This is a genomic window from Teichococcus deserti (assembly GCF_001982615.1).
Lineage (GTDB): Bacteria > Pseudomonadota > Alphaproteobacteria > Acetobacterales > Acetobacteraceae > Pseudoroseomonas > Pseudoroseomonas deserti.
In genome coordinates, this window is sequence record NZ_MLCO01000031.1 from 15,535 (window position 1) to 30,844 (window position 15,310).

Consider the following 15,310-nt stretch of genomic DNA (forward strand, 5'->3'; position numbering starts at 1 on the left):
AGCGGCGGTGGCGAGGCGGGGCGCGGTCACTCCAGGCGGATATTCGCGGCGCGGATCAGGTCGCCCCATTTCTGGGTGTCGTCGACCAGCCGCTGCTTGGTCGTGGCCGCGTCGCCGCTGACCAGCTGCACGCCCTGCTCGGCCAGGCGGCTGCGCAGGCCAGCGTCGTCGGTGGCGGATTTCAGCGCGCGGCCGGCCCGCGCCAGCACCGGCGCCGGGGTCTGGGCGGGGGCGAAAAGGCCCTGCCAGAAGAACACCTCGAAGCCCGGCAGGGTCTGCGCCACCGGCGGCAGCGCCGGGTAGTTGGCGATGGGGGCGGTGGCGGTGACGGCCAGCCCCTTGGTGCCGCCGTCGGACAGCGTCGTCGCCGCCTCCTGGATCGCCTGGAAGACGGCATGGATGCGGCCCTGGCGCAGGTCCAGCGCTGCCGGCGCGCCGCCGCGATAGGGAACATGGACGATGTCGATGCCGGCCCGCGCCCGGAACAGCTCCAGGCACAGATGGCTGACCGAGCCGGTGCCCGGCGAGCCGAAAAGAAGCTTGCCCGGATTGGCCTTGGCGAAGGCGATCAGCTCGGCGACGTTGTTCACCGCCAGGCCGGGATGGATATGCAGGATGAAGGGCGTCTGAAAGACCATGCCGATGGCCTCCAGCTCCTTCACCGGCTCCTTCGGCGTCAGGCCGGGCTGCAGCGTCGGGTTGATCGCCAGCGTCGTGGTGCCCATCACCAGCGTGTAGCCGTCGGGCCGGGCGCGGGCGGCATAGGTGGCGGCGACCGAGGTGGCGGCGCCCGGGCGGTTCTCCACCACCACGGTCTGGCCGAGCTCGCGCGACATCGGCTCGGCGACGGCGCGCGACGCCAGGTCGGTGACGCCGCCGGGTGGATAGCCCTCGACCAGGGTGATGGCGCGGCTCGGCCAGGAATCGGGCGCCTGCGCGGCGGCGGTGCGGTGCAGCAGGATCGCGGGCGCAGCGAGGACGCAGCCGAGCAGGGGGCGGCGGTGCAGCATGGACGTCTCCCGAGGTGTTTTGTCGGTTTGTTTTTGTCGTGCAGCGCTATCACTGTCCCGTGTGCAGCGGCGCGAAAAGGGACAGTTCCGCGGTTTTTCAGTGGGACAGTCGGTGGCCTGCGAGAATGGCCGAGGCTTCGCGCCGGCCACGCCTCGGCTATGCTATCGATCGGGCAACGAAGTCGGAGGCCGGGCTTGGGCGGATGGCGGGGCGGTCTGGGATGTCTGGTTCTCTGCCTGCTCGGCCTGCTGGCCGCGTGGCCCGCCGCGGCGCAGGAACGCGTCAGCCTGCAGTTGCGCTGGACGCATCAGTTCCAGGGCGCCGGCTTCTACGCCGCCATCGCCCGCGGCTATTACCGCGAGGCCGGGCTGGAGGTGACGCTGCTGCAGGGCAGCGCCGAGCGCAATCCGGTCAGCGCCGTGCTCGACGGCCGCGCGCAATTCGGCATCGGCAATGCGGCGCTGCTGCAGGATTTCGCCGCCGGTCGGCCGGTCACCGTGGTGGCGCCGCTGATGCAGCATTCGCCCTTCGTGCTGCTGGCGCGGCGCGGCGCCGATCTGCGATCGCCGCGTGACCTCGCCGGCCGCGGCCTGGCGCTGGAGGCGCATGCCGCCGAATGCCTGGTCTTCCTGCACCGCGCCGGGCTGAAGCCGCAGGCGATGACGCTGCTGCCCTATCCCGACAGCCCGCTGCGGCTGGGGCAGGGCGGGCTCGATGCCATGACCGCCTATTCCACCGACGCGCCCTTCGACCTGATCCAGGCGCGGCATCCCTACCAGCTGTGGAACCCGCGTGAATCCGGCATCGACTTCTATGGCGACACGCTGTTCGTCCATGCCGATTTCGCCCGCGCCCGGCCCGACCTGGTGCGGGCCATGCGCGACGCCACGCTGCGCGGCTGGGCCTGGGCGCTGGACAATCCGGAAGCGGCGATCGACCTGATCCTGGCCGACTACGCCCCGGGCGCCAGCCGCCGCAAGCTGGAATTCGAGGCGGGCGAGACGCGGCGGCTGATGCTGCCGGAGATCGTCGCGCTGGGCTACAGCAACCCCGCCCGCTGGCGCGGGATCGCCGAGGCCATGGCCGGCGCCGGGCTGGTGCCGGAGGAGCTGTCGCTGGACGGGCTGGTCTTCGAGGCCGAGGCGCCGCGCCCTGGCCCCTGGATCTATGCCGCCATCGCCGGGCTCAGCCTGCTGCTGCTGGCGGCGCTGCTGCTGGCGCGCCGCTTCTGGGGGCTGAGCCGCGCGCTGCAGGGGGAGGTGACGCGCGGCGCCGTGCTGCAGGGGCAATTGGCGGAGCTGGCGCGCACCGACCCGCTGACCGGCCTGGCCAATCGCCGCAGCTTCCTCGACGGTGCCGAGGCGGTGCGGAAGCAGGGCCAGGCCTATAGCCTGGTGGCCTTCGACCTCGACCATTTCAAGGCGATCAACGACCAGCACGGCCATGCCGCCGGCGACGCCATGCTGCGCCATTTCGCCGCGCTGTGCCGGCAGAACCTGCGCGCCGGCGACCTGGCCGGGCGGCTGGGCGGCGAGGAGTTTTCCCTGTTGCTGCAGCTGGAGGAAGCGACGGCGGTGGAAGTGGCGCGGCGCATTGCCGGGCTGCTGGCCGCCAGCCCCGTCGCCGTCGGCGGCCGGCTGGTGCAGGGCACCGTCAGCGCCGGCGTCTTTTTCTGCGCCGACCCCGCCATGCCGCTGCAGCAGGCGTTGGCCGAGGCTGATGCGCGGCTCTATGCCGCCAAGCGCGCCGGCCGCAACCGGGTGCAGGCCGGCGGCACGCTGTTCTCGCCAGCGGGACGCTCATCGGTCCGCTAGTCGCGCGGCAGGCGGAAGCGGAACATCGTCTTGGTCTCGGCGACGTAGCGCAGCGCTTCCTCGACGTTCTTGGTCCAGGCGCCGAATTTCAGCGGCACGAAGCCCTCGAAGCGGAACTGCTTGGCCGAGACCTCGAAGCCGGCCTCGGCGAAGGCCTGGTAGAAGTCGTCGAGCGAATGGTCCTGCGGCGGGGTGTTGGTGATCTCGGCCACCAGCCCGCGCCAGCGCGGCCAGAGCGGACTGCCGGTGTGGCAGCCGGTGACCGCGTAATAGATGCCGCCCGGCCGCAGCGCCGCGCGGATCTCCGCCGCATGGGCGGCCAGGTCGGGCAGCAGGTAGATGACCTCGTGGCTGAGGGCGAGGTCGAAGCGTGCCGGCTGCTCGGCCAGGGCCGCGGGCGTGGCGAAGGCCAGCGGCAGGCCGGTTGAAAGCTCCTGGGCGCGGGCCACCGCCTCCCGCGCCACGTCGACGCCGAGCCCGGCGCGGAACGGCCGCAGCCCGTGCAGCAGCCGCAGCAGCCCGCCCTGGCCGCAGCCATAGTCGAGCACCGTCGCGGCCGAGAGATCCTGCTCCGGGATATGCGCGATCATCTGCCGCCAGACCGGGTCATGGCCGGGGGTCATGCGGCTGTCGGCGGTGGCGTCGCGATACCAGGAGGGGATGGAAAGCGGCTCGGCGGGCTGGGACATCGGCGGACTCGCGCGGAAGGTGTGGTGCGGCGGATTGGAGGCCCGATCGCCGGGGGCGTCCAGCCCGGCATCCTTCAGCCCAGGGGCGCCGCCATGCGCCAGCAGCGCCTCCGGCCTGGAACCGCCCCCACCCTTAACCACCCTTCAAGGAAGATCGCGCAGTCTCCAGCGGTCCTTCTTGCCGGTCCTGCCGCCATGCGCCTTCGCGAGCTCTCCGTTCCCGTGCTGATCCTGTTGCAGGGGGTGCTGGTGCTGGGCGGGCTCGGGCTCGCCTGGCCGGCCGCCGGGGACAGCTGGGGCGAGGCGGCGCGGCAGATTTGGCTGCTGCTGGCCCAGGCCGGGCTGCTCGGGCTGCTGGCCTGGCGGCTGCGCGCCTCCCGCCATGCCCAGGTGGAGCGGCTGACGGCCTTGAACCTGCAGCTCAACCAGGCGCTGAAGCGGGCGCAGGACGTGGTCGAATGCTCCAACGACCTGGTCTGGGAGGTTGATGCCAGCGGCCGCTTCACCATCGTCTCCGACCATAACGGGGTGGAGGGGGTGAAGATCGGCGATTCCGTCGCCGACCTCGCCGCCAAGGATCCGGTCACCCCGCCCGAGATCTGGGTGAAGCAGATCGCCAGCAACGCCGCCGGCGAGCCGTTCCGCGACTTCCGCTACAGCCTGCGCCGGGCCGATGGCAGCATCGCGCATTTCCTGGTCAACGGCGTGCCGATCCACGGCGCAGACGGGACGGTGATCGGCTTCCGCGGCGCCTCGCGCGACCGCACGGTGGAGATCGAGGCGCTGCAGGCGCTGAACTACCAGGCGCTGCACGACACCCTCACCGGCCTGCCCAACCGCCGCTCGCTGACCCGCCGGCTGGATCCGGCGACCCGGCTGGAGGGGGAGCGCGCGGCGGTGCTGCTGCTCGACCTCGACGGCTTCAAGACGGTGAACGACGTGCAGGGCCATGCCGCGGGCGACGCGCTGCTCTGCCTGGTGGCCGGGCGGCTGAACGCGGCGCTGCGCCCGGGCGACATCGCCAGCCGGCTGGGCGGCGACGAATTCGCCCTGGTGCTCGCCGGCGCCGATGCCGGGGAGGCCATGGCGCTCGCCCAGTCCCTGGTCCAGGCGCTCGTCGCCCCCTATGCGCTGGAGGACGGCACGCCGCTGCGCATCGGCGTCTCCATCGGCATTGCCCTGCTGCCCGAGCATGGCCAGGGGGCGGACGCGCTGCTGCGCTGCGCCGATCTGGCGCTCTACGCCGCCAAGCATGGCGGCGGCAGCGGCGCGCGGCTCTACGGCCCGCCCAGCCAGGCCGGCCTGCCGCCGCCGCCGAGCCCGGCCGCGCCCCCGGTGCTGCAGCAGCTGCGCGGCCTGGCGACCCTGCCGGCCGAGCTGCAGCAGGCCATCGCTGAAAATGCCCTGGCCCTGGTCTACCAGCCGATCCGCCGCTGCGCCGACGGCTCGGTCGCAGCGATCGAGACGCTGCTGCGCTGGCACAGCCCCGGCCGCGGGCCGGTCGCCGCGGATGTCTTCATCCCGGTGGCGGAGGAGACCGGGCTGATCGTGCCGATCGGCGCCTGGGTGCTGCGTCAGGCCTGCGGCGCCGCGGCACGCGCGGGCGGCAGTTGGCGGCTGTCGGTGAACATCTCGCCGGTGCAGTTCAGTCAGCCGGAGCTGGTGCCGCTGGTCGCCGGCATTCTGCGCGACACCGGCCTGCCGGCCGAGCGGCTGATGCTGGAGCTGACCGAGCAGATGCTGCTGTCGCGCTTTCCCTCGGCGGCCGAGAAGGTGCGCAAGCTGCGCGCCATGGGCGTCTCGCTGGCGCTGGACGATTTCGGCGCCGGCTTCGCCAATCTGGCGGCGCTGCGCGACATCCGCTTCGACCTGCTGAAGCTGGACCGCTCGGTGCTGCGGCTGACCGCGGCGCAGCGCGGGCCGGTGCTGGCCTCGCTGCTGCAGATTGCCCGCGCCTTCGACCTGCCGAGCGTCGTCGAAGGCGTCGAGCAGAGCGAGGACTGGGCGCTGGCGCGGCAGCTCGGCAGCGACTATGCGCAGGGCTATCTGCTCGGTCGGCCGCAGCATGATCTGGGCGAGGCGCTCGCCCTGCCGGTTCCCGGCTAGCTTGCCGACATCGCTGTCTGCAACAAAAGGATTCACTTAGGTTAAGTCGCGGTCATCGCCCTGAAACGGGCGGCTGCAACCCGCGCGGGCCGCCCCCGTTGCCGTCGCGGCAGCCCTGCGGTGGGCGGGCGCGCCCGGCCTTGCCCTGACGGGCCGGGCCTGCGCATGCTGCCGCCCCTTGGTGGGCCCTGGCGCGCCGGGGGGCGCTCGCGCCACCAACAAAGGAGGAAAAACACCATGTCCGACATGGATCAGCTGCGCATGCTGAAGCAGTCGGCCGAAGAGGCCCGCCGCCAGCATATTTCCAACACCCTGGGCACCGAGCATCCGCCCGCCAGCACCGAGCGCCTGCCCGGGCTGCAGCGGATGCTCAGCAAGGTCGGCCAGGCGCTTGGCGAGACGCCGCGCGAGGCCGCGCGCGACGGCGATCCCAGGGGTCAGACCTGAAGGGCGCCGACCCCGCGGCCATCCGGCTCAGCGCGGCTGCGCGGGCAGGGATGGCCGCAATGGCGGCGTCCCCGGCGACGGCAGGCTGCCCGGGGGCGGCGGGATGACCAGCGTGGTGCCCGGATCGGGCACCGGCGCCGGCCGGCTCAGGCCGGGATCGACATTGCCGGGCGGGCGGATCAGCCCCCGCTCGGGTGGCGGCAGGGTGGGTGAGGGCGTGGCCGGCGGTATCGGCCGCTCCGGCATCGGCCGCTCCGGCACCGGCCGCTCCGGCACCGTCTGCCCCGCGGCACCGGGTGCGAAGGCGCCGGCGGCCAGGCCGAGCAGAAGCCCGGCCCGCCAGCCGCGGCGTGGCCATGGCTCGGGCATCGGCTGTCCTTTCCTGCTGTGACATCCAGGAGAACCCCGCGCGCGGCGGCGGGTTCCGTGGATCTGTGCCTCAGCCCCCTGGCTGCCTCAGCTTTCGTCGCGCAGCGCCAGGGCGTCGGCCAGGTGCAGCCGCATCAGCAGCGCCGCTCGTTCCTGATCGCCGCCCTCCAGCGCGTCGAGGATGGCCAGGTGCTCGCGCACCGTCACCGCCACGCGCGCGGCGCCCACCCGCCAGGAATAGTTGGACAGCAGCCGCACCCGGTTCTGCTGCGCGACCGCGGCGGCGATGAAGCGGTTGCCGGAGGCGTCGGCCAGGCCTTCGTGGAAGGCCGCATTGATCCGGTAGAGGGCCACCGCATCGTCATCCTGCCAGGGCTTCTGCAGGAAGCGGCGGTGCTCGGCCCGCATCCGCGCGGCGAAGGCGGCGGGCAGGGCGAATTGCGGCTCCAGCAGTGCCGGTGGCTCGATCAGCATGCGGAAGCGGTAGGAGGCGGCGCGCTCGGCCCGCGAGGCGAAGCCGGCGGTGAAGCGCCAGCCATGGCCGCGGTTGCGGCTGGCGACCCCGGCCTCGGCCAGCTGCGCCAGGGCCTGGGCCACGGCGCCACGCGGGGCGGCGAATTGCTGCGCCAGCTGCCGCTCGGAGACCTCGTCGGGCACGGTGCCGTCGGAGCGCCCCTGGGCGATGGCCACCAGCAGCCGGTCGACGCCGCTCTTCTCCGCATGGCCCTCGGGCGGCAGCTCGGCGGCCGGGTCGACCAGCAGCAGGGCACGGCCCTCGGTGGCCACCGCCCCCAGCGCCTCCAGCAGGGCGACGGCACCGTTGACCGGGGTGCGGGAGACGCCCAGCGCCTCGGCCAGGGCCGCGCGGCTGATCCGCTCGCCGGCGGCGGCGCCGCGGTCGCGCAGCAGATCCAGGATGTTGCGCGCCAGCTCGCGCTGCAGGGGGGTGGCGGTCATGCGGGGGGCGCCATAGCGGAGGGAGGCGGCGGAGAAAAGCGCAAAGCGGTGTCAGTCGATGCGCGGCGTCGCGTCCAGCAGGGCGCGGGTATAGGGATGCTGCGGCGTGTCGAAGATCGCGTCACGGCTGCCCTGCTCGACGATGCGGCCCTGCTGCAGGACGACGACGCGGTCGGCGACCTCGGCGACCGCCCCAAGATCGTGCGAGATGAACAGGCAGGCGAAGCCGCGCTCGGCCTGCAGCTGCCGGATCAGCGCCAGGATCTGTTTCTGGACGGTCATGTCCAGGGCCGAAACGGGCTCGTCGGCGACCACCAGCGCCGGCCGGCGGACGATGGCGCGGGCGATGGCCACGCGCTGCCGCTGCCCGCCGGAGAGCTGGTGCGGCAGGCGCTGGTCCATGCCGGGCAACCCGACGGCCTCGAAGGTCTCGGCGACCCGGGCGGCGCGCTGGGCGCCGGAGAGCCCCGGCTCATGGCGCAGCGGCTCGGCGACGATCTCGCCCACCCGCATGCGCGGATCGAGGGAGGAATAGGGGTCCTGGAAGACGATCTGGCAGGCCAGCCGGAATTCGCGATACGGCCCATCCTTCCGGGTGGTGATGTCGGCGCCATTGAAAAAAAGCTGGCCGCCGCTGGGCTGCACCAGCCGCAGCATGGCCCGCCCCAGCGTGGTCTTGCCGGAGCCGCTGCCGCCGACCAGGGCCACGGTCTCGCCGCGGGCGATGGCCAGGTCGACGCCCTGCACCGCCCGCTTCGCCGCCGCGCGGCGGAACAGCCGGGCGCGGCCGGGATAGTCGACCACCAGCCCGCGCGCCTCCAGCAGGGTCTCGCCCACCGGGCGCGGCGGGCGGGGGGAGCGCTGCGGCATGGCCTCGACCAGCAGGCGGGTATAGGCCTCGCGCGGCGCGGTCAGCAGGCGGCGGGCCGGGCCTTCCTCGACCACGCGGCCCTGCTGCATGACCAGCGCGCGGTCGGCATAGCGGGCGACCAGGCCGAGATTGTGGGTGACCAGCAGCACCGCGGTGCCGTTGTCGCGGGCCAGCTCCACCATCAGGTCGAGGATCTCGGCCTGGACCAGGTTGTCCAGCGCCGTGGTGGGCTCGTCGGCGATCAGCAGGCGCGGCTTGGGCAGCATCACCGCGGCCAGCATGATGCGCTGGCGCATGCCGCCGGAGAATTCATGCGGATAGGCGCGAAGGCAGCCCTCGGGATCGGGGATCTGCACCCGCTTCAGCATGGCGATCTTGGCCGCATGCAGCTCGGCGGCGGAAAGATCGCTGTGCAGCGCCAGGGCTTCCCCCAGCTGCTTGCCGATCGTCATGGCGGGATTCAAGGACACCATGGGTTCCTGGAACACCATGCCGATGGCGCCGCCGCGCAGCTGGCGCAGCCTGGCCGGGGGGATGGCGGTCAGGTCTTCCTCGCCCAGGCGGATGCGGCCGGCGCTGCGCTCCAGCCCCGGCGGCAGCAGGCCGAGGATGGCGCGCCCCGTGGCCGTCTTGCCGGAGCCGCTTTCGCCCACCAGCGCCAGGATTTCTCCCGGGGCGACACTGAAAGAAACATCGGCGACGGCGACGTTGTTCCCGGCCTGGACGCGCAGGCCCTCGACGGCAAGCAGCGGCGCCAGGCTGGCGGCGGCGGGACGGTCCAGGGTCATGCTCATTGCGGCCTCCCGCGCGGGTCGAGCCGGTCGCGCAGCGCGTCGCCCAGCATGTTCACGCCGAGCAAGGCCAGCGCGATGCAGGCGCCGGGGCTCAGGCTCAGCCAGGTGGCGGTTTCCAGATAGGGGCGGGCGGCGGCCAGCATGTTGCCCCAGGTCGGCGCCGGCGGCGGCACGCCGAGGCCGAGGAAGGACAGCGCGCTTTCCGCCAGGATCGCCCAGCCGAACATGCTGGTGGCCAGCACGATCAGCGGCGAGGCGGTGCCGGGCAGCACATGCCGCCACAGCGTGTAGAGCTCCGAATTGCCGATGGCGCGGGAGGCCTCGACGAATTCGCGCTCGCGGATCGACAGCACCGAGCCGCGCACGATGCGGGCGACGGTCGGCGCATAGGCCAGGCCCAGCGCCGCGACGATGCCCCATTGGCTGGCGCCGAGCACCGCCAGCAGGCCGAGCGCCAGCAGGATGCCGGGAAAGGCCAGCAGCGCGTCGTTGACCAGCATCAGCAGCCGGTCCGTCCAGCCGCGGGCGAAGCCGGCGACCAGGCCGATGGCGGTGCCGAGCGTGACGGCCACTGCGACGGTCAGCAGCGCCACCAGGCAGGAGGTGCCGGCGCCCGCCATCAGCCGGCTGACCACGTCGCGCCCGACCTCGTCGGTGCCGAGCCAGTGCAGCGCGGAAGGCGCCTGCAGCCGGGCGCGCAGCGCGACGCCGAGCGGGTTGAAGGGGGTCCAGACCGTCGACAGCAGGGCGGTGGCCAGCAGCAGGGTCATCAGCAGCCCGCCGATGACGGCGTTCAGGCGGAAGCGCATGGCGGGGTCACTCGGCCGTGACGCGCGGGTCGAACAGCGGGTAGAGCAGGTCCACCAGCAGATTGACCAGCACGTAGATGGTGGCGACGAAGAGCATGGTGCCCTGCACGACCGGATAGTCGCGGGCATAGATGCCGTCGACCAGCAGCCGGCCGAGGCCGGGCAGGGTGAAGACGGTCTCGATCACCGCGATGCCGCCGAGCAGGTTGCCCAGCACGATGCCGAGCAGGGTGAGCGTCGGCGCGAAGGCGTTGGGCAGCACGTGGCGCCCGAGCACCGCGGCCTCCGACAGGCCCTTGGAGCGGGCATGGGCGACATATTCGAGGCGCAGCACGTCGATCGCGGCGCTGCGCGCCATGCGGGTCAGCACGCCGGTCTCGATCAGCATCAAGGTCAGCACCGGCAGCACGATATAGAGCGCCGCCTGCCAGGGATTCTCTCCAAACGTGACGTAGCCGACGACCGGGACCCAGCCGAGGTTCAGCCCGAACAGGATCAGCAGCAGCAGCCCGAGCCAGAAGCTGGGGATCGACAGCAGCAGGGTCGCGCCGCCGACGACCGAAAGGTCGAGAAAAGAATTCTGCTTCCAGGCGGCGATGGTGCCCAGCGGCACGGCGATCATCCCGGCCAGCAGCACCGCCAGCAGCACGATCGCCGCCGTCACCTGGAACCGGTCGAGGATCAGCGGCAGCACCGCCTCGCCATTGGCCAGCGAGACGCCCAGATTGCCCTGCAGCGCATGGCCGAGCCAGGTGGCGAATTGCAGCCAGAGCGGGCCTTCCAGCCCCATGCTGCGGCGGAGCTCTGCCAGCTGCGTGGCGTCGGCGGCGTCGCCGAGCATCAGCTGCGCCGGGTCGCCGGGCACCAGCCGCAGCAGGCCGAAGACGGCGACCGCCACCAGCAGCAGCGTCGGCAGCGCCAGCGCCAGGCGCTTCAGCGCGTAGAGCGGGGTCATGTCGCCGTCCTCCCGTCGCGCTTACTGGCGCCAGACGCCCCAGAGGCGCGTCTGCCCCGAGGCCCAGGGCTGCACGCCGTTGATCCCCGCCCGCGTCGCCACATAGTCGGGCTGGTTGTAGAGCGGGATGGCCGGCACCTCGGCCATGAAGCGGCGGAACAGCTCCTCGAAGATGCCCTGGCGTTCCGCCGCGTCGGTGACGCGCATCGAGCGCTGGATCAGGGCGAGTGCTTCCGGCGTCTCCCAGACCTTGCGCGCCTGGGTGTCCTTCGGGCCGGAGATCATCTCGTAGGAGAGCGACGGCTCCAGCCGCGACGAATAGATGAAGGACATCATCTGGTAGTCGCCGCGGGTGTAGCGGTCGAGCTGCGTCGCCCAGTCCAGCACCTCGAGCTCGATCTTGATGCCGGCCTCGCTGGCCATGGCCTGGGTGGCGACCGCCGCGTCATAGACGTTCGGATAGCGGCGGTTGGTGATCATGCGGATGGTCTGGCCGCGATAGCCGGCCTCGGCCAGCAGGCGCTTCGCCGCCGCCACGTCGCGCGCCGGCCGGGCGTTCTGCGCCTCGGAATGGAAGGCGCTGGCGCTGGGCACCGGCGAAGGGTTCGACGGCGCGTCGCTGCCGATCATGCTGGAGACCAGCTCTGGCACGTCGATCGCCAAGGCGAGGGCGCGGCGGATGCGCACATCCTTCAGCAGCGGGTCGCGCGTCTGCATCAGCAGCGCCGTCATGCCCATGCTGGGCGCGGCCTGAACGATGATCCCAGAGCGCGCGCGCAGGTCGGGCAGCTCGGGCGAGGGAACGTCGCCCTGCACGTCGATATTGCCGGCGAGGAGCGCCGCCTTGGTGGCGGAGGAATCCGGGATGACGACGAAGCGGAGGCGCGCGGCATAGGCCTGCTTGCCACCCGCAAAGCCGTCGCGCGCGCCGGGCAGCGACGCATAGCGGTCGAAGCGTTCCAGCTCGATGTATTGGCCACGACGCCACTCGCCCAGGCTGTAAGGCCCGGTGCCGATCGGCTTGGCCCAGGCGCCGTCCGCGCCGACCGAGGAGGGGTGCATGATCCCCGTCGAGCCGCAGTCAGGCCGCGCCAGGATCGACAGGAAGAGGGCCGCCGGCTGCTCCAGCGTGATGGTGACGGTGCGGGCGTCGGGCGCCGCCACGTCGGTGATCTTGGCCAGGCCCGAGCTGCCATTGACGTCGGGCAGGCAGCGCCATTGCGTCGCCGGGTCCAGATAGCGCTTCAGGCTCCACAGCACCTCGGCCGAGGTCAGCGGCGCGCCGTTGTGGAAGCTGACACCGTCTCGGATGGTGAAGCGGTAGGTGCGGCCATCCTCGGAGAGATCGACCTTCTCCGCCAGCATCGGCACCACGGCGATCTTCTCGGACAGCGCGACCAGGCCTTCGACCACATGCAGCATGACGCTGTCGGTGTTGAAGTCGCGGTTGCCGCCGGGCTGGGTGCTGCGGATGTCGGAATTCAGCGAGGCCCGCAGCATATAGTCGCCGCGCGCCGGCTGCTGCGCCAGCGCGGTGGTGGCGGCGAGCCCGGCGATGGCCAGGCTGGCGATGGTGCAGCGGATCATTCGGCGGCCCTCGCGGTGGCGGTGTCGAAAAGATCGTAGCGGGTGAAGTGGCGGTTCAGCGCCGGCAGCGGCGCGATCTCGAGGATGCCCTTGGCCGGCTGCATCACCAGCATGGCGACGGTGGCCGAGAGATTGCCGGCCGAATTCAGCCGCGGCGGGCGGCAGACCGACCAGGGCGCCTGGTAGTCGTCGAACAGCGCCTGCTTGACGTCCTCGACGCCCAGCTTGCGGCCGCCGGCCTGCAGCAGCTCGCGCACCCGCATGTCGCGGTAGAGGCTGTCAGGCGTCGTATTGATTCCGGTGTCCTGCAGCTTGCCCAGGGCGACCGGGCTCTGCCAGTGGTTGGCATGGACGATCAGCCCGCGCTCGGCATGCACCTGGAAGCTTTCGTCGGGCGCGCATTCGAAGTCGATGGCGATACCGCCGGCCTGACTGACGATGATGTTGTTCGAGGCCGATTTCCGCGTCGTGTAGACGGCGTGGAAGGCCTGCGCGACGAACTCTTTCTCCAATACCTTGCGGCGGATCAGCGACAGGGGGACGCCCATGTCGCGATAATCCCTGTCGCTCTCGAGATAGTTGGCCGTCACCGCGACGCCGGCGGAATTCAACCCAGCGCGGGCCAGGCCACCGGCCTCGACAAAGGTCAGAATGTCAGGGCCGTCGTCGCGGCGGATGCGCAGCACCACGCCGGTCTCGGCGCATTCCGACTTCCAGTCCCAGTTCTGCGCATGGATCAGCGACCCGTCGGTAGACGCCTCCGGCAGCACCACCACGCCGGTGCAGCCATCGGGATCGCGCTTGGCGATGGCCTCGGCGGCGGCGCGGCGCTTGCCCAGCTGCAGCACCTCGGTCCGCGCATTGATCAGCACGATATCCTCGAAGGCGACATCGGCGCCCTCGGCGATGCCGCGCATCTCGACGACGTAATCGGCGTCGAAGGCCTCGATGCGGGGGACGAAGTCCAGCGCCCAGGCGCGGATCTGCGCCTGGCTCTGCCCCGATCCGGTCAGCTGCGCCGTGTAGTGGCCGATGCTGCGGCGGATGCGCTCGGCCGCCTGGCGGCCATAGAGACGGCCGCGCTGCTCGGCGGTGCCGGTGAGGTCAATGAGCGGAAAGGGTTCCAAGGCGCGGACGTCCCCCTGTCTGGGTGGCTGGATCTGGATGGACTTTGACCGTCCAAAGTGCAAGCATCGAACCGCATCGACCGGGGAAGCGCAAGCAGGATCATGCCCGTCGCCTTCTTTTTCCTCCAACGCAGGGCTGACGGATTGGCGAAGAATGCGCGCCGGCTCGGCCGCACCATCCTGCCACCCATCCTGCATTTTGTGCAACGCAACACAGACCGCCCCGGCCACCACCAGCCAGGAATCCGATGATGGACGCCCCCGAGGCGCGCTTCGCCGCGCCGCCCAATGCCCTCGACGCCTTCTGGATGCCCTTCACGCCGAACCGCGCCTGGAAGCGCGACCCGCGCTTCGTCACGCAAGCCCAGGGCATGCATTACGTCGCGCCCGATGGCCGCCGCATCCTCGACGCCATCGCCGGGTTGTGGTGCGTCAATGCCGGCCATTGCCACCCGAAGATCGTCGAGGCCGTCCGCGCCCAGGCCGGGCAGCTGGACTTCGCCTCCTCCTTCGGGCTCGGCCACCCGGCGGCTTTCGAATACGCCAACTGCCTGACCGAAGCGGCGCCGGAGGGCTTCAACCGCGTCTTCTTCGCCGGCTCCGGGTCGGAGGCGGTGGACACCGCGCTGAAGCTGGCGCTGGCCTTCCACGCCGTGCAGGGCCAGGGCCAGCGGACCAAGCTGGTCGGCCGTCAGCGCAGCTATCACGGCGTCGGCTTCGGCGGCCTGTCGGTCGCCGGCATCGGCAGCCAGCGCAAGCATTTCGGCCCGCTGCTGCCCGGCGTCAGCCACCTGCCGCACACCCACGATCCGCGGCAGAACGCCTTCAGCCGCGGCCGCCCCGAGCATGGCGGCGAAGCCTTCGCCGACGCGCTGGAAGGCATTCTCTACGCCCAGGATCCCAGCACCATCGCCGCGGTGATCGTCGAGCCGGTGGCCGGCTCCACCGGCGTGCTCGTCCCGCCCCAGGGCTATCTGGAACGCTTGCGCGCCATCTGCGACCGCCACGTCCTGCTGCTGATCTTCGACGAGGTGGTCACGGGTTTCGGCCGGCTCGGCGCCGCCTTCGGCAGCCAGGCGCTGGGCGTCATGCCGGACCTGATCTGCTGCGCCAAGGGCATGACCAACGGCGCCGTGCCGATGGGCGGCGTGCTGATCAACGACCGCGTGGCCGAGGGCCTCTACAGCCAGCCCGAGACCACCAGCGAGTTCATGCACGGCTACACCTATTCGGGTCACCCGCTCGCCGCCGCCGCCGGCCTGGCCACGCTGGAGGTCTATCAGGAAGAAGGCCTGTTCCAGCGCGCCGCCGAGACCGCGCCGCGCTGGGAAGCCGCCCTGCACAGCCTGCGCGACGCCCAGGGCGTGACCGATATCCGCAACATCGGCCTGCTCGGCGCCATCGAGTTCGGCAGCCCCGCGGCGGCGAAAGCCATCGCGGCCCGCTGCTTCGATGACGGCGTGCTGATCCGCGCGGTCGGGGAGGCGCTGGTCCTGTCGCCGCCGCTGGCCATCGAAGACAGCCAGATCGATCAGATCGTGTCGACGATCAGGAAGTGCGCAGGGGAAGTCTGAAGGTTGGGGGAATGAATTCCCCCAAACCCCCATCTTTTTTCTGTCCTAACGGCCGTTGAACGCCCAGCCGCCTCAACACCAGCGGCACCAGGGCATCACGGCGGGACGCATCATACGAAAACAGCGCGACCTCAAAGGTCGCGCTGTGCATTGGCCGTTTCACGTACCGTCTCCACGTGGACACGGCAGTCACCGCAGAA

General features: G+C 71.5%; 13 protein-coding genes. 4 read left to right on the forward strand and 9 right to left on the reverse strand.

What is annotated here, in order from left to right:
• Positions 1-26: 26 nt before the first annotated feature.
• Positions 27-1,010 (reverse strand): Bug family tripartite tricarboxylate transporter substrate binding protein, encoded by a 984-nt coding sequence (locus BKE38_RS04915; RefSeq protein WP_242662208.1) that lies wholly within the window; start codon positions 1,008-1,010, stop codon positions 27-29.
• A 195-nt stretch (positions 1,011-1,205) separates the two neighbouring features.
• Here BKE38_RS04915 and BKE38_RS04920 point away from each other — a divergent pair, with 195 nt between their 5' ends.
• On the forward strand, positions 1,206-2,825 hold the full coding sequence (locus BKE38_RS04920) for a GGDEF domain-containing protein (RefSeq protein ID WP_165694112.1): 1,620 nt from the start codon (positions 1,206-1,208) through the stop codon (positions 2,823-2,825).
• Here BKE38_RS04920 and BKE38_RS04925 read toward each other — a convergent pair.
• Positions 2,822-3,514 carry a class I SAM-dependent methyltransferase gene (locus BKE38_RS04925; protein ID WP_076956280.1) on the reverse strand — a complete coding sequence of 231 codons (693 nt, stop codon included), beginning with the start codon at positions 3,512-3,514 and terminating at the stop codon, positions 2,822-2,824. The genes BKE38_RS04920 and BKE38_RS04925 overlap by 4 nt on opposite strands.
• Before the next feature lie 195 nt (positions 3,515-3,709).
• Here BKE38_RS04925 and BKE38_RS04930 point away from each other — a divergent pair, with 195 nt between their 5' ends.
• The gene (locus BKE38_RS04930; RefSeq protein WP_083747301.1) at positions 3,710-5,620 is read left to right on the forward strand and encodes a putative bifunctional diguanylate cyclase/phosphodiesterase; all 1,911 of its coding nucleotides are present in this window, start codon (positions 3,710-3,712) and stop codon (positions 5,618-5,620) included.
• Between the two features lie 237 nt (positions 5,621-5,857).
• Positions 5,858-6,067 carry a hypothetical protein gene (locus BKE38_RS04935; protein WP_076956255.1) on the forward strand — a complete coding sequence of 70 codons (210 nt, stop codon included), beginning with the start codon at positions 5,858-5,860 and terminating at the stop codon, positions 6,065-6,067.
• Between the two features lie 27 nt (positions 6,068-6,094).
• On the opposite strand, the gene BKE38_RS04940 is transcribed toward BKE38_RS04935, so the two are convergent.
• The 7 genes from BKE38_RS04940 to BKE38_RS04970 form a co-directional block, all read right to left on the reverse strand.
• Positions 6,095-6,436: a hypothetical protein gene (locus tag BKE38_RS04940; protein WP_076956256.1), complete on the reverse strand. Its 342-nt coding sequence runs from the start codon at positions 6,434-6,436 to the stop codon at positions 6,095-6,097.
• A gap of 87 nt (positions 6,437-6,523) precedes the next feature.
• Positions 6,524-7,393, reverse strand: coding sequence for a GntR family transcriptional regulator (locus BKE38_RS04945; RefSeq protein ID WP_076956257.1), 870 nt, complete (start codon positions 7,391-7,393; stop codon positions 6,524-6,526).
• 51 nt (positions 7,394-7,444) lie between these two features.
• Positions 7,445-9,058 carry a dipeptide ABC transporter ATP-binding protein gene (locus BKE38_RS04950; RefSeq protein ID WP_242662210.1) on the reverse strand — a complete coding sequence of 538 codons (1,614 nt, stop codon included), beginning with the start codon at positions 9,056-9,058 and terminating at the stop codon, positions 7,445-7,447.
• Entirely contained in the window at positions 9,055-9,867 is an 813-nt protein-coding gene (locus tag BKE38_RS04955; RefSeq protein ID WP_076956258.1) for an ABC transporter permease, read from the reverse strand. Before BKE38_RS04955 ends, BKE38_RS04950 begins: the two co-directional genes overlap by 4 nt.
• Before the next feature lie 7 nt (positions 9,868-9,874).
• Positions 9,875-10,822: an ABC transporter permease gene (locus tag BKE38_RS04960; RefSeq protein WP_076956259.1), complete on the reverse strand. Its 948-nt coding sequence runs from the start codon at positions 10,820-10,822 to the stop codon at positions 9,875-9,877.
• Between the two features lie 21 nt (positions 10,823-10,843).
• Positions 10,844-12,409 (reverse strand): ABC transporter substrate-binding protein, encoded by a 1,566-nt coding sequence (locus BKE38_RS04965; RefSeq protein WP_083747302.1) that lies wholly within the window; start codon positions 12,407-12,409, stop codon positions 10,844-10,846.
• Complete coding sequence (locus BKE38_RS04970) at positions 12,406-13,536, reverse strand: C45 family autoproteolytic acyltransferase/hydrolase (protein ID WP_242662212.1); 1,131 nt, start codon at positions 13,534-13,536, stop codon at positions 12,406-12,408. Before BKE38_RS04970 ends, BKE38_RS04965 begins: the two co-directional genes overlap by 4 nt.
• Before the next feature lie 248 nt (positions 13,537-13,784).
• Here BKE38_RS04970 and aptA point away from each other — a divergent pair, with 248 nt between their 5' ends.
• A complete protein-coding gene (gene aptA, locus BKE38_RS04975; RefSeq protein ID WP_207553491.1) occupies positions 13,785-15,110 on the forward strand; it encodes an omega-aminotransferase AptA in 1,326 nt (441 codons plus the stop codon).
• The last annotated feature ends 200 nt before the right edge of the window (positions 15,111-15,310 follow it).

What these genes read in the sequence shown, in the direction of transcription:
- BKE38_RS04915 (WP_242662208.1), bottom strand. Translation starts at nt 1,010, where the DNA reads ATGCTGCACCGCCGCCCCCTGCTCGGCTGCGTCCTCGCTGCGCCCGCG.
- BKE38_RS04930 (WP_083747301.1), top strand. Translation starts at nt 3,710, where the DNA reads ATGCGCCTTCGCGAGCTCTCCGTTCCCGTGCTGATCCTGTTGCAGGGG.
- BKE38_RS04940 (WP_076956256.1), bottom strand. Translation starts at nt 6,436, where the DNA reads ATGCCCGAGCCATGGCCACGCCGCGGCTGGCGGGCCGGGCTTCTGCTC.
- BKE38_RS04965 (WP_083747302.1), bottom strand. Translation starts at nt 12,409, where the DNA reads ATGATCCGCTGCACCATCGCCAGCCTGGCCATCGCCGGGCTCGCCGCC.
- BKE38_RS04935 (WP_076956255.1), top strand. Translation starts at nt 5,858, where the DNA reads ATGTCCGACATGGATCAGCTGCGCATGCTGAAGCAGTCGGCCGAAGAG.
- aptA (WP_207553491.1), top strand. Translation starts at nt 13,785, where the DNA reads ATGATGGACGCCCCCGAGGCGCGCTTCGCCGCGCCGCCCAATGCCCTC.
- BKE38_RS04955 (WP_076956258.1), bottom strand. Translation starts at nt 9,867, where the DNA reads ATGCGCTTCCGCCTGAACGCCGTCATCGGCGGGCTGCTGATGACCCTG.
- BKE38_RS04945 (WP_076956257.1), bottom strand. Translation starts at nt 7,393, where the DNA reads ATGACCGCCACCCCCCTGCAGCGCGAGCTGGCGCGCAACATCCTGGAT.
- BKE38_RS04950 (WP_242662210.1), bottom strand. Translation starts at nt 9,058, where the DNA reads ATGAGCATGACCCTGGACCGTCCCGCCGCCGCCAGCCTGGCGCCGCTG.
- BKE38_RS04960 (WP_076956259.1), bottom strand. Translation starts at nt 10,822, where the DNA reads ATGACCCCGCTCTACGCGCTGAAGCGCCTGGCGCTGGCGCTGCCGACG.
- BKE38_RS04925 (WP_076956280.1), bottom strand. Translation starts at nt 3,514, where the DNA reads ATGTCCCAGCCCGCCGAGCCGCTTTCCATCCCCTCCTGGTATCGCGAC.